The 13,338-nt window shown below is 71.7% G+C and carries 7 protein-coding genes; 3 read left to right on the top strand and 4 right to left on the bottom strand.

Annotated elements, in window-relative coordinates; all coding sequences use genetic code 11:
* Positions 1-257: 257 nt before the first annotated feature.
* Positions 258-2,084 (bottom strand): DNA helicase RecQ, encoded by a 1,827-nt coding sequence (recQ, locus tag ACW5F0_RS14035; RefSeq protein ID WP_456999967.1) that lies wholly within the window; start codon positions 2,082-2,084, stop codon positions 258-260.
* Between the two features lie 105 nt (positions 2,085-2,189).
* A complete protein-coding gene (locus tag ACW5F0_RS14030; protein ID WP_456999966.1) occupies positions 2,190-2,774 on the bottom strand; it encodes a Dps family protein in 585 nt (194 codons plus the stop codon).
* Positions 2,775-2,851: 77 nt separating this feature from the next.
* Between ACW5F0_RS14030 and hrpA the strand changes: the two genes are divergently transcribed.
* A complete protein-coding gene (gene hrpA / locus ACW5F0_RS14025) occupies positions 2,852-7,012 on the top strand; it encodes an ATP-dependent RNA helicase HrpA (protein ID WP_456999965.1) in 4,161 nt (1,386 codons plus the stop codon).
* Here hrpA and ACW5F0_RS14020 read toward each other — a convergent pair.
* Positions 7,005-7,484 (bottom strand): hypothetical protein, encoded by a 480-nt coding sequence (locus ACW5F0_RS14020; RefSeq protein WP_456965112.1) that lies wholly within the window; start codon positions 7,482-7,484, stop codon positions 7,005-7,007. The genes hrpA and ACW5F0_RS14020 overlap by 8 nt on opposite strands.
* A 69-nt stretch (positions 7,485-7,553) precedes the next feature.
* On the opposite strand from ACW5F0_RS14020, the gene ACW5F0_RS14015 reads away from it, so the two are divergent.
* Together ACW5F0_RS14015 and ACW5F0_RS14010 are read left to right on the top strand one after the other, a co-directional pair.
* On the top strand, positions 7,554-9,719 hold the full coding sequence (locus ACW5F0_RS14015) for a RelA/SpoT family protein (RefSeq protein ID WP_456999964.1): 2,166 nt from the start codon (positions 7,554-7,556) through the stop codon (positions 9,717-9,719).
* 57 nt (positions 9,720-9,776) lie between these two features.
* The gene (locus tag ACW5F0_RS14010) at positions 9,777-11,138 is read left to right on the top strand and encodes a hypothetical protein (RefSeq protein WP_456965114.1); all 1,362 of its coding nucleotides are present in this window, start codon (positions 9,777-9,779) and stop codon (positions 11,136-11,138) included.
* A gap of 9 nt (positions 11,139-11,147) precedes the next feature.
* Here the strand turns inward: ACW5F0_RS14010 and ACW5F0_RS14005 are convergent, their stop codons facing one another.
* A complete protein-coding gene (locus ACW5F0_RS14005) occupies positions 11,148-13,241 on the bottom strand; it encodes a glycosyltransferase (protein ID WP_456999963.1) in 2,094 nt (697 codons plus the stop codon).
* Between the last annotated feature and the right edge of the window lie 97 nt (positions 13,242-13,338).

The raw sequence follows: 13,338 nt of genomic DNA, 5'->3' as shown, positions 1-13,338 counted from the left end.
CCACGACGGGGCTCGGGTTCCGCTGCAGATGTGCGAGATCCCGGGCTTTGCTTCCGGGTCACCGCGTACTGCTGCGCACCGGGTGGCAAGGCCCTTGAGAGCGAAGTCAAGGAGGAGGCGATGGCCGCAGGCCAGCGCCGGGGGACATGAGCACTCAAGGGCCTTGGCACCCGGCGCCCGCGCTGTATCAATGGCGCGCCATTCCCTCAGTTGGGAGAAGAGCCTTCTTCATGTGCGGCGGGCGGCGGAGGTGCTGTTCAGGCGGCGCGGACTGTTTCCAGCACCAGGCCGCCGTAGCGTTCGAGCTTGCCGGCGCCGATGCCGCCGACGCCGGACAGCTCCTCTTCGGTCTCGGGCCTGAGCGCGGCGATCTCGCGCAGGGTGGCGTCGTGGAAGATCACGTACGGCGGCACGCTCTGCTCGCGCGCCAACCGGGTGCGCAGTTCGCGCAGGGCTTCGAACAGCGGCTGCGCCTCGGCCGGCAGGTCCGGGGGCAGGGCGGCGCGGCCGTCGCGCGTGCGCTCCTTCCCGCGCGCCCGCGCCCGCGGCGCTTCCTTGCGCAGCAGCACCTCGCGTTGCCCCTGCAGCACCTCGCGGCTGTCCGCGGTCAGGCGCAGGCCGCCGTAGCCTTCGCTGTCGACGTCCAGCAGCCCGGCGGCCACCAGCTGCCGGAACACGCCGCGCCAGCTGCGCGCGTCGAGTTCGGTGCCGATGCCGTAGGTGCTGATCGTGTCGTGTCCGAACTGGCGGATGCGTTCCGATTCCGAACCGCGCAGCACGTCGATCAGGTGCGCCGCGCCGAAACGCTGCCCAGTGCGATAGACGCAGGACAGCGCCTTCTGCGCGGCCACCGTCGCGTCCCAGGTTTCCGGCGGCTGCAGGCAGTTGTCGCAGTTGCCGCAGGGCTCGCCGGCACCCTTGGCGGCGTAGTCCTCGCCGAAGCAGGCCAGCAGCACCTGGCGCCGGCAGCGGGTGGATTCGCAGTAGCCGACCAGGGCGTCGAGCTTGCGGTGCTCCAGGCGCTTGCGTTCGTCGCCGGATTCGGACTGGTCGATCATCTGCCGCAGCATGACCACGTCACCCAGGCCCTGGCACATCCAGGCCTCAGCGGGGTCGCCGTCGCGGCCGGCGCGGCCGGTTTCCTGGTAGTAGCCCTCGATCGACTTGGGCAGGTCCATATGCGCCACGAAGCGCACGTCGGGTTTGTCGATGCCCATGCCGAAGGCGATCGTCGCCACCACCACCACGCCGTCCTCGAGCAGGAAGCGGCGCTGGTTGGCGGCGCGCACCGAGGCGTCCAGGCCGGCGTGGTAGGGCAGGGCGTCGACGCCGGCCTCCTGCAGCATGGCGGCGGTCTTCTCGACCTTGTTGCGCGACAGGCAGTAGACGATGCCGGCCTCGCCGCGATGGCCTTCGATGAAGTCCAGCAGCTGGCGGCGGCCGTTGTCCTTGTTGACGACGGTGTAGCGGATGTTCGGGCGGTCGAAGGAGCTGGTGAAGCGCCGGGCGCCTTCGAGCTGCAGGCGCTCTGCGATCTCGCGCTGGGTCGGCGGATCGGCGGTGGCGGTGAGCGCGATCCGCGGCACCTGCGGCCAGCGCTCGTGCAGCACGGTGAGCTCGCGGTATTCGCGGCGGAAGTCGTGGCCCCACTGCGAGACGCAGTGCGCCTCGTCGATCGCGAACAGGGCGATGCGGCTGGCGTCGAGCAGGGACATGAAGCGCGGCGTGAGCAGGCGCTCCGGGGCGACGTAGAGCAGGTCGAGGCTGCCTTCGCGCAGCTCGCGCTCGATGGCCGCGGCCTCGGCGCCGTCGAGCGTGGAGTTGAGGAAGGCCGCGCGGACGCCCAGCTGGCGCAGCGATTCCACCTGGTCCTGCATCAGCGCGATCAGCGGCGAGACCACCACTGCCGTGCCTTCGCGCAGCAGCGCCGGCACCTGGTAGCACAGCGACTTGCCGCCGCCGGTGGGCATCAGCACCAGGGCGTCGCCGCCGCCGGCGACGTGTTCGATGATGGCGGCCTGTTCGCCGCGGAAGGTCTCGTGGCCGAAGACCTCGTGCAGGATGCGGTGTGCGGCGTCACTCATGCGACAAGGATACCGGGGCGGCGTCTCAGGGCCCGGAACGCGAACGCCCGACGCGGGGTCGGGCGTTGCGCGCCGCGGATGCCGGGGAATCCCGCCCCGGGGCGATTACTGGAGCAGGGAACGCAGCATCCAGGCGTTCTTCTCGTGGACCTGCAGGCGCTGGGTCAGCAGGTCGACGGTGGGGTCGTCGCCGGCATCATCGGCGTGGGACAGCGCCCGGCGGGCGGTGCGGCACACGGCCTCGTTGCCGCCGACCAGCTGGGCCACCATGGCGCGCCAGTCCGGTGCCTCGGTCAGGCCCGGCTCTTCGGCGATCGTCGACAGCTTGATGAACTCGGCGTAGGAGCCCGGCGCGTTGTAGCCCAGCGCGCGGATGCGCTCGGCGATGTCGTCGAGTGCGTTCCACTGCTCGGTGTACTGGTCCATGAACATCGCGTGCAGCGAGTTGAACATCGGCCCGGTCACGTTCCAGTGGAAGTTGTGGGTCTTCAGGTACAGGGTGAAGCTGTCGGACAGGAACTGGGCGAGATCCTGCGAAATCGTCTTGCGATCCTTGTCCGCGATCCCGATATCCACGCCGGGTGCCACCGAACCCGAGGCGGGCGAAGCAACGGGCGAGGCCTTGCGCGAGCTGCGCTTGGCATTCGTGGTCTTGCTCTTGTCCTTGGTACTTGTCTTGGTCTTCGCCATCACTGTGTCCTTTCTTGTCAGCGCGCGACAATGGCGCGATAGGGGCGGGATTGAAGCGGCCCGGAACTGTGAATCGCATGAGTGAAATGGAGTCTAGCCCTCGTGATGCAAGCCCGGCGTCAAGACGCCCGGGGCGCGGGGACATCGGTAAAGCGATGAGCCGCGACCGCGGCCGGCTGCTCGGCCTGTGGCGGCGCCGGGAGCAGGCGCGGGACGACGATGCGCCCCGCAAGGCGTTCGAGGACGCGCTGGCGCGCTCGGTGGCGCAGCGCGAAGCCCGGGCCGCGAGCCTGCCGCATGCCGAGGTCGATCCCTCGCTGCCGATCGCGACCGAGGCCGAGCGCATCGTCGAACTCCTGCGCGCGCACCAGGTGGTGGTGGTCGCCGGCGAGACCGGCTCCGGCAAGACCACCCAGCTCCCCAAGCTCTGCCTGGCCGCGGGCCGCGGCGCGGCGGGCCTGATCGGTTGCACCCAGCCGCGCCGCATCGCCGCGCGCGCCGTGGCGCGGCGCGTGGCCGAGGAACTCCAGGTGCCGCTGGGCGGCGCGGTGGGCTACCAGGTGCGCTTCACCGAAAACGTCGGCGAGCAGACCGCGATCAAGTTCATGACCGACGGCATCCTGCTGGCCGAGATCCAGTCCGACCGCTGGCTGTCGCGCTACGACACCCTGATCATCGACGAGGCGCACGAGCGCAGCCTCAACATCGACTTCCTGCTCGGCTACCTGAAGCAGCTGCTGGCGCGGCGGCCCGACCTGAAGCTGGTGGTGACATCGGCCACGATCGACACCGCGCGCTTCTCCGCGCACTTCAACGATGCGCCGGTAGTCAACGTGGAAGGCCGCGGCTACCCGGTCGAGATGCGTTACCGCGCGCTCGACGGCAGTGCGGGCGGCGATGGCCCGGGCGAGGATGGCGCGATGTCGACCACCGACGGCATCGTGGCCGCCTGCGACGAGATCATCCTGCGCGGCGGCAACGGGATGGGCGGCGACGTGCTGGTGTTCCTTCCCGGCGAACGCGAGATCCGCGACGCGCATCGCGCGCTCGAGGGCCGCAAGTACCGCCATACCGAGGTGCTGCCGCTGTATGCGCGCCTGTCCGTGCGTGACCAGGACCGGGTGTTCAACCCCGGCTCGCAGCGGCGCATCGTGCTCGCGACCAACGTCGCAGAAACCTCGCTGACGGTGCCGCGCATCCACTACGTGGTGGATCCCGGGCTGGCGCGGGTCAAGCGTTACAGCCCGCGGCAGAAGCTCGACCGCCTGCATATCGAGCCGATCAGCCAGGCCAGCGCCAACCAGCGGGCCGGCCGCTGCGGCCGCATCGCCCCGGGAACCTGCTATCGGTTGTACGACGAAGCCGATTTCGCCGCGCGCCCGGAATTCACCGATCCCGAGATCCGCCGCGCCGCGCTGGCGGGCGTGATCCTGCGCATGCTGGCGCTGGGTCTTGGTGCGATCGAGGAATTCCCTTTCCTCGAGCCGCCCGACGCGCGCGCGATCGCCGACGGCTGGCAGCAGCTGGCCGAACTGGGCGCGGTGGATGCGGCGCGCAAGCTCACCGCGCACGGCCAGGCGATGGCGAAGCTGCCGGTGGACGTGAAGCTCGCGCGCATGCTGGTGGCCGCGAACGAGCATCGCTGCCTGCGCGAGATGCTGGTGATCGCGAGCTTCCTGGGCATCCAGGATCCGCGCGAGCGCCCCGCTGACCAGCGCGGCGCGGCCGACGCCGCACATGCCGCGTTCCGGGACCCGAAGTCGGAGTTCGTGGCCATCCTGCGCCTGTGGGAGGCCTATCGCGTCGCGCACCAGGACTTGACCCAGTCGCAGTTGCGCAAGTGGTGCGACCGCAACTTCCTGGGCTTCCTGCGCATGCGCGAATGGCGCGAGCTGCATCGCCAGCTGAAGCTGCAGTGCGAAGGGCTGGGATGGAGTGAAGAGGATCGGGCCGGCGATGTGCTCTTCGCTGCGGGCAGTGAAGACGATGCGTCGGGGCAGGCGGCCGCGGCTGCTCAAGTCCAGGATGGCGCCCGACCGCCCCGCCAGCGCCAGCGCCGGCGTCAAGGCCAAGACCAGGGCCAAGACCAGGGCCACAGCCAGCGGCACGGTGTCTCCGCCAGCCCGGGGAAGGATGCGGCTGCCGAAGCGCGCGATCTCTACCAGAGCGTCCACCGCGCGCTGCTGGCAGGGCTACCGACCCAGGTCGGCCATGTGCTCCCCGAACGCGACAAACGCCGCCAGGCCAGCTACGAAGGCCCGCGCGGCCGCCGCTTCCAGCTCTTCCCCGGGTCGACGCTGGGCTCGCGTCCGCCGCCGTGGCTGCTCACCGCGACCCTGCTCGACACCGAGAAAGTGTGGGCGCTGACCAATGGCGCGATCGAGCCGGAGTGGGTCGAAGCCGAACTGCCGCACCTGCTCTCGCGGCGCCACTTCGATCCGCGCTGGTCGCGGAAGCAGGGGCGCGTGGTCGGCAGCGAACAGGTTGGCCTGTTCGGCCTGGTGCTCGCGGCGGCGCGGCCGTTCCACTACGGCGCGCACTATCCGGAGGAGGCGCGCGAACTGTTCCTGCGCGACGGCCTGGTGGCGGGCGAGATCAACCTGCGCGCCGACTTCGTCGCCCGCAATCGCCGCACGCTGGAGTCGGCCGAAGAGGAAGAGGCCAAGCAGCGCCGCACCGGCCTGGTGGTGGACGAGGACTGGATGCTGCGCTGGTATCGCGACCGCGTTCCCAGCGAGCTGATCAGCGCCCAGGCGCTGGATGCCTGGTACGCGAAGCTGCCCAAGGAGCAGCGGCGCCAGCTGCAGTGGACCCGCGACGACCTGCTGGTCGCCGACGGCAGCGATGCGGAGCGCTTCCCCGCGTACTACCCGCTGGGGGATGCGCGCCTGGCCGTGCACTACCGCTTCGAGCCCGGCGCGCCCGACGACGGCATGACCGTGGTCGTGCCGCTGCACCTGCTCAACGCCATGGACGGGCCGCGGCTGGGCTGGCTGGCCCCGGGCTTCGTGCAGGAGAAAGCCACCGCCTTGCTGCGCAGCCTGCCGAAGGCCCTGCGCCGCAACTTCGTGCCGGCGCCCGACTTCGCGCGTGCTTTTGCCGATGCCCATGGCGATGCCGACGCCGCCACCGACAGCATCAGTGGTGCGCTGGCCCGCTTCCTCAAGCGCCTGACGGGCGTGGAGATCGCACCCACCGATTTCGACGAAGCGCTGGAGCCCCACCTGCGCGCCAACCTGCGCCTGCTCGATGCCGACGGCCGCCGCGTGCTGGCCGAATCGCGCGACCTGGACGATCTCCGCGCGCATTTCGGTTCGCGCGCCGCCGATGCTTTCGCGGCGCACGCGTCCGCCGGTCTCGCGCGCGAGGCGCTGACCGAGTTCCCGGACACGCCGATTCCCGTTTCAGTGCCCGGCGCCGGCGGTGTGCCGGCCTTCCCCGCGCTGCACGACGACGGCGACAGCGTCTCGCTGGACGTGCACGCCGACCGCACGGAGGCCGAGCGCCAGCACCCCCGCGGGGTGCGCCGGCTGCTCGCGCTGGGGGTTGCCGAGCGCATTCGGCAGGCACGCAAGCAGCTGCCGATACAGCCGAAGACGGCCCTGCTGTATGCCGCGATCGAGTCCACCGCGCCGCGGGGCGCCGGTGGCAGCCGTCCAGCCGACACGCTGCGCGAAGACCTGGTGGACGGCGCCTTCGCGGCGCTCACCGCCGAAGGCCTGGGCGCGATCCGCGATCCCGCGGCGTTTGCCTCGTGCGCCGACGCAGTGGGCAAGGGCCTGTTTCCGGAGGCCATGCGCCGCCTGAAGCAGGCGGAAGCGATCCTGTCCCTGGTGGCCGACGCGCGGGCTGCCCTGGATGGCAAGCTGATGGGCTGGGCGCGCGGCAACCTGGATGACATGCAGGCGCAGCTGGCTGCACTCGCCCCGGCCGGCTTCCTGCGCGACGTGCCGGCCAGCGTGCTGGCCGAGTACCCGCGCTACCTGAAGGCGCTGGTGACGCGGGCATCCCGCGCGCTGAACGACCCGTCGCGCGACCAGCAGCGCATGCTCGAGCTCATGCCTTTCGCCGACGCGCTGGCGCGCGCGACGGCCCAGGGTTGCGCGGGCGAACCCGGCTGGCAGGCCCTGCGTTGGGACCTGGAGGAACTGCGCGTGCAGGTGTTCGCGCAGGAACTCGGCGCGAAGGGCGGGGTGTCGCCGAAGAAGCTGGCGACGCGGCTGGCTGCGCTTACTTGATCCGCTCGACCTTGGCGCGCGTGTTGTAGCCCTCGATCGCCATGTACCACGCGTTGCCGATCAGACCCGGGGTGATCCGGACTTCGGGGCTGTCGCGGCGGGCGCCCGACAGCGTCGCGGCATCGGTCTGGCGCCAGACCTGGCCATTGTCGAGCGTGTACTCGCGGCCCCGCGAGAAGCCGCGGAACTCGCCGACGATGTGCCCGACCACCGGTTCGGTGGAACCGAAGGAGAAGAAGCCGCGGTTCTCGTCCTCGACTTCCTTCTTCGCCGTGGCCGCAGCCTTTTCGGACTCGGTGTCGATCGTGCGATTGAGCCAGGCGTTGAGCCGTTCAAGCTCGTCCGCGCTCAGCTTGTCCAGGCCCGTGGCCTTGAACTCCTCGGGTGTCATCTGCGTCTGGATCGCCTGCTGGGCCGCGGCCGGCGCGGCGACGAAGAGCAGGGCGGCAAGGAGGATGCTGCGTACCGGCATGGCGTCTGTTCCCGGGGGCGAGGTCGGGCTAGTGTAGACCGTCCTTCCTTCCGCACAGCACCCGTCGCCGTGGTCGACACAGTGGATATCGAGGCCTTGCTGGCGCTGCCTGCGCTGCGGACGCTGCCGCGTCCGGTGTCCGGGCTGCTGCGCGATGCCGCCGCGTGCGGACCCGCGCCCTGCGTCGATCCGCGCGCGGTGCTGGAGGACACGCTTGCCGCCCTGGCCCTGCTCGATGCCGATGGCGACGTCATGGCCGCGGCCATCCTGCACGCAGTACCGGACTGGGCCGCAGGCGACGCCGCTTTGAAGCAGGTGGCCTGCCCGGCGCTGCCGGCCCTGCTGGAAGGCCAGGCCGCCGCCAACCAGGTCTGGGCGCTGCACGCCGAGCAGGGCGCCCGCCGCGGCCACGAGGGCCTGCGCCGGTTGCTGCTGGCGATCGTGCGCGACCTGCGCGTGGTGCCGATCCTGCTCGCCCGGCAGCTGGCGCGGATGCGCGCCGCCGCAGCGCTGCCCGAACCCGAGCGCCTGGCGCTGGCCCGGCTGACCCGTGACATCCACGCGCCGCTGGCGAACCGCCTGGGCATCTGGCAGCTGAAGTGGGAGCTCGAGGACCTCGCGTTCCGCCACCTCGAGCCCGAGACCTATCGCCGCATCGCCAAGCTGCTCGACGACACGCGCGCCGGCCGCGAGCGCTACATCGCCGATGTCACCGGGGCACTGGACGATGCCTTGGCCGCGGCCGGCGTCACCGGCGACATCGCCGGGCGTCCGAAGCACATCTACAGCATCTGGAAGAAGATGCAGAAGAAGGGCGTGCCGATCGGTGAGCTCTATGACCTGCGCGCGGTGCGCGTGCTGGTCGACGACGTGCAGGCCTGTTACGCAGCGCTGGGCACGGTGCACGCGCTGTGGACGCCGGTGCCGGGCGAGTTTGACGACTACATCGCGCGCCCCAAGAACAACGACTACCGTTCGCTGCACACCGCCGTGGTCGGCCCCGGCGGCAAGACGCTCGAGGTGCAGATCCGCACGCGTGAAATGCACGAACAGGCCGAGCGCGGCGTGGCCGCGCACTGGCGCTACAAGGAGAGCGGGGGCTCGCAGCGCTCGGCCGCCGGCGAGGCCGCGGTCAACCGCAAGATCGAATGGATGCGCAACCTGCTCGACGCGACCGCCGACTCCGGCGATGGCGTGCTGGCCGGCGCGTTCGACACCGAGCTGGTCGAAGACCGCATCTACGCGCTGACACCGAAGGGCGAGGTCATCGACCTGCCGCGCGGCGCGACGCCGCTGGACTTCGCCTACCGCGTGCACACCGAGGTAGGCCACCGCTGCCGCGGCGCCAAGGTCGATGGCCGCATCGTGCCGCTCGACCACGTGCTGCGCAGCGGCGACCGCGTCGAGATCATGACCGGCAAGGTCGCGGAGCCGCGACGCGACTGGCTGATGCTCACCAACGGCTATCTCGCCAGCGCGCGTTCGCGGGAGAAGGTGCGGTCGTGGTTCCACAAGCTGGACCGCGCGCGCAACCTGCAGGATGGCCGCGAACTGCTGGAGCGCGAGCTCAAGCGCGTGGGCCTGGGGCAGGCCGACCTGGCGCCGGTGCTGCGCCGCTTCAACGTCGACAGCGTCGATGAGCTGCATGTCCATGTCGCGCTGGGCGACGTCGGACCCCACCAGGTGGCGCGCGCCCTGTCCGAGCACGAGCGGGCCCAGCGCGAGTCGGAAGTGCCCGACGACGACGGCGTCATCGCGCTGCGCGCCCCGAAGCGCGTGCGCCGCAGCGGCGGGCAGGACTTCACCGTCGTCGGCGTCGACAACTTGCTGGTGCAGATCGCGCGCTGCTGCCATCCGCTGCCGGGCGAGGCCGTCCGCGGCTACCTGACGCGCTCGCGCGGCGTGAGCGTGCATCGTGCCGACTGTGCGGCCTTCGCACGCCTGGCGGAGAAGGAATCGCAGCGCGTGCTGCCGGTGGAGTGGGGTGCATCGGGCGGTGGGCACGAGGCCGCGGTGACCCTGGACGCGGTCGACCGCAAGCACCTGCTCAAGGACGTGACCAACCTGATCGCGCAGGAAGAAGCGCACGTGCTGTCCATCGACGGTGGCGCGTCGCGCGGCGCGGGGCGCGTGCAGCTGCGGCTGTCGCTGCGCGTGGCGGACTTCGGCCAGCTCTCGCGGCTGCTGGGCCGGCTGGAAGCGCTGCCCGGAGTCGAGCGTGCGCGCCGGGCCTGAGCCCGGCAGCGTGCCCGCCGCCAACATGTTCATGCGCCGCCGTTTAAGCTCGGCCGCGTGAATCCACGCAGGCAGGCCGATCCGTTTCCCGATCCCCCCGGCGCCGACGCCATCGCGCGCTGGCTCGCCGGCATGCCCGAACGCCTGGGCATGCGGCGCCACTGGCGCTGGTGGCTGATCGGTTTGATGCTGCTGGTGGTGGCGCTGGCGATGCTGCGCGCGCCCATCGGCGCCTGGCTGTGGCCGCAGACGCGCGCGCAGGCGCTGAACGACGAAGCGGAGCGTGCCTTGGCCCGCGGCATGCTGAGCGCCGAGGACGGACGCGGTGCACGCGAGCTGTTCGAAGCCGCACTGGCCATGGATCCCGACCGCGGCGAAGCGCGCCAGGGCCTGGCCCGGGTGGCGCTGGCCGCGCTGGGCCAGGCACGGATGGCATTGGCCGAGGATCGCTTTGCCGACGCCCATCGCCACTTGGCGCTGGCGCGCGCGCTGTCGGTTCCGCGCGCCGAGGCCGACGCACTGGCGGATGCCCTGCGCATGCGCGAGGCCGGCGCAGCGGGCATCGACGGCATGTTCGCCCGCGCCGAACTCGCGCATGCGCAGGGGCGGCTCGACGACGGCACCGCCAGCGCGCTGCCGCTCTACGCGCGCGTACTGGCACTGGAGCCGGCGCATGCGGGCGCGCTGCGCGGTCGTGAAGATGCGCTGGGCGAGCTGCTGGCGCAGGCCCGCGAGGCGCTGCGTGCCGGCGATGTCGAACACGCGGTGCGCCTGGTCGCCACCGTGCGCGACTACGACCCCGCGCACATGGACATGACCGACACCGTGGCAAGGCTGACCGAGGAGTCCGGCCTGGACAGCGACGGGGTGGCCAGGCTGCTTGCGGGCGAGGTCGCGGTGCGTCCGGGTGTCGGCGGCGGTCCCGACGCGGATGCCGGCGTCCTGGCGATGTCCGCAGGCGCGCGTGCGCAGCGGGTGTCCGTGCTGCTGGCGGAGGCCGAGGTCGCGCGCACCGACGGAAAGATATTTGCACCCGCGGGCGAAAACGCCGTGGAGAAGGTCGCTGCGGCACGCGCCCTGGATCCCGCATCGCCGGCCGTGGCGGCGGCGGTGGGCCGGTTGCTGCCGGCCGCGAACGAGTGCCATGCGCTTGCGCTGCGCGGCAACCGCCTGCGCAGCGCCGCGTCCTGTCTCGATGCCCGGGCCGCGCTCGGCGACGACGCCGGTGAACTCTCGGCTGCACGCCGGCAGCTCGCCGAACGCTGGCTGGCCGTCGGCGACGAGCGCCTGGGCGCCGGCGAGATCGGCAATGCGCGCAGCGCCCTCGCGGCGGCGCGCGTGGCGGATCCGGCTGTTCCCGGGCTCGCCGACTTCGAGCTGCGCGTGCGCGCGGCCGCCGCCGCGCTCAGGCCGGAATGAGCGCGCGCGTCAGTCGATGAACACCCGGCGCACGACGCCGCGCGCCGCATCCGCCGAAAAATGCAGGGCGATGTTGTCCAGGCCGTTCGCAGCCAGGCGTTCCCATAGTTCGCGATCGCCATAGGCGCGGACCACGGCATCCGCGAAGGCGACGGCGTCGTCGGCCACCAGCACGTCGTGGCCGTCGATCAGGTGCATGCCCTCGGCTGCGCAGCTGGTGGCCACCACCGGCTGGCCGTGGGCCATGCTCAGGTTGACCTTGCCCTTGACCCCGGCGCCGTAGCGCAGCGGCGCCAGTGCGAGCCGGCAGCCGTCCATGTACGAAGTGATGTCGGGCACGTAGCCGTGCACGGTGATGCCGGGCACGCCTGACAGCGCAGCGACCTCCGGCGGCACGTCGGCGCCGATGCAGTGGAAGCCGACGTCGGGCAGCCGCGCGCGCACCAGCGGCATCACCTCGCCCCCGAACCAGCGCACGGCATCGACATTGGGCGGGTGGCGGAAACCGCCGACGAAGACCAGGTCGCGGCGCTGGTCGAAGGGCAGGCCCGGGCCGGCCACGCTGTGCAGGTTGGACAGGACCTCGACCCGGGCGTCGGGCGCATCGGCGGCCAGCACCTCGCGCTCGACCGCGCTGACCACGAGGGTCGTGTCGGCAGCGGCGATCACCGCCAGCTCCTGGCGTCGCGTGCGCGCGGCCGCCTGCGCGAGCGCGCGGTCGGCGGTGACGTCGGCGGTGCGCGTTTCGCGCAGGTAGTGGAGGTCGATGGTGTCGAAGACCACACGCGCCTGCGGCGCATGGCGTCGCAGCAGGGGCAGGAACTCGCTGGCCACGTAGTGGCGGCAGACCATCACCACGTCGAAGCGCGGCCCGTGTTCGGCCAGCCACGCCGGTGCGCGCGCGGCGTGCGGCGCGCTCCAGGCTTCGACGCCGGACTGGCGCAGGGCATCGGTATAGCGACCGTCGTAATGGCGGTTGGCGGGCAGGAACACCACGTGCGCGCCTTCCTCGCGCAGCAGGCGCATCAGGTTGACCAGGCGCAGGGAGCCCGAGTCGCGGTCGGGCTGCGGCGTCAGGGCATCGATCACCAGCACTTGGCGCTGGTGGCGGTGCAGGCTCGCCGGGGAGGGCTCGTGCGGCGGCTGGAGCCTGGACAGGGCCTCGCGGCGATGGGCGAGGAACACCTCGCGATTGCGCACCTGGTGCGCCTTCACGCCGCTGCCAAGGTCGGTGCCGGCGCTGGTGCCTTCGTCGTGGACCACCCGCGCGGCCGGCTGGTAGAGCACGCGGCGGCCCGCCGCGCGCACCGCGAAGGCGAGGTCGGTGTCCTCGTAATAGGCCGGCGCATAGCGCCGGTCGAAGCCGCCGAGGTCGAGGAACAGCTGCCGCGGGATCGCGATCGCGGCGCCGCTGGCGTAGTCGGCGTCGCGCAGGTACGCGTAGCGCGGGTCGGAGGGATCACCGAAGCGCCCGTAGTTCCAGGCGTTGCCGTCGTTGAACACCACGCCCCCGGCTTCCTGCAGGCGGCCGTCCGGATACAGCAGCTGCGCGCCCGCCAGGCCCGCATCCGGATGGGTGTCGAAGGTGTCCAACAGCGCGTCCAGCCAACCCGGCTGCGGCACGGTGTCGTTGTTGAGCAGCACCAGGTAGCGGCCGCGGGCCAGGGCGGCGCCGTCGTTGCAGGCGGCGATGAAGCCGCCGTTGGCGGCGCGGCGGTGGTAGCGCAGACCTTCGACCCGTGGCAGCAGCTCCGGGGTCTCGTCGCCGGAGCCGTCATCGACCACCAGTACTTCGAACGGCGCCCGTGGAGGATGCGCGGCCAGCGCCCGCAGGCAGGCCAGGGTGTGCGCGAACTGGCCGTACACCGGGATCACGATGCTGGCGACGGGCGTGTCGCTGGTGGCCAGGGCGAAGGGCGCGAAGGGCGCCGCTGCCGGCAGGTACAGGCCTTCCCGCAGCGCCCGCCGGGGCGGCAGCACCTGCTCGCGCAGGCGCGTCCAGCTGGCGCGCAGCCCGCGGGTGCGCAGGCTCAGCAGCCCGCGGTGGAGGAGGCCGGCGGCACGTGCGATGAGGAAGCGCGCGTCGGCGATCGTAAGGGACATCCAGCGACAACTCCGGCTGAAGGGGGGCGTGCGCGGCCGGGGAGGGGCTGCCGGCGCTGGGCTAGACTCGGCACGGATCGCCGCATTCTCGCATTCC

This window comes from Luteimonas sp. A534, from assembly GCF_054072805.1.
Note: the sequence above shows the minus strand (reverse complement) of the source record. Positions and strands in the feature narration are given on the sequence as shown.

What these genes read in the sequence shown, in the direction of transcription:
- recQ (WP_456999967.1), bottom strand. Translation starts at nt 2,084, where the DNA reads ATGAGTGACGCCGCACACCGCATCCTGCACGAGGTCTTCGGCCACGAG.
- ACW5F0_RS14030 (WP_456999966.1), bottom strand. Translation starts at nt 2,774, where the DNA reads ATGGCGAAGACCAAGACAAGTACCAAGGACAAGAGCAAGACCACGAAT.
- hrpA (WP_456999965.1), top strand. Translation starts at nt 2,852, where the DNA reads ATGAGTGAAATGGAGTCTAGCCCTCGTGATGCAAGCCCGGCGTCAAGA.
- ACW5F0_RS14020 (WP_456965112.1), bottom strand. Translation starts at nt 7,484, where the DNA reads ATGCCGGTACGCAGCATCCTCCTTGCCGCCCTGCTCTTCGTCGCCGCG.
- ACW5F0_RS14005 (WP_456999963.1), bottom strand. Translation starts at nt 13,241, where the DNA reads ATGTCCCTTACGATCGCCGACGCGCGCTTCCTCATCGCACGTGCCGCC.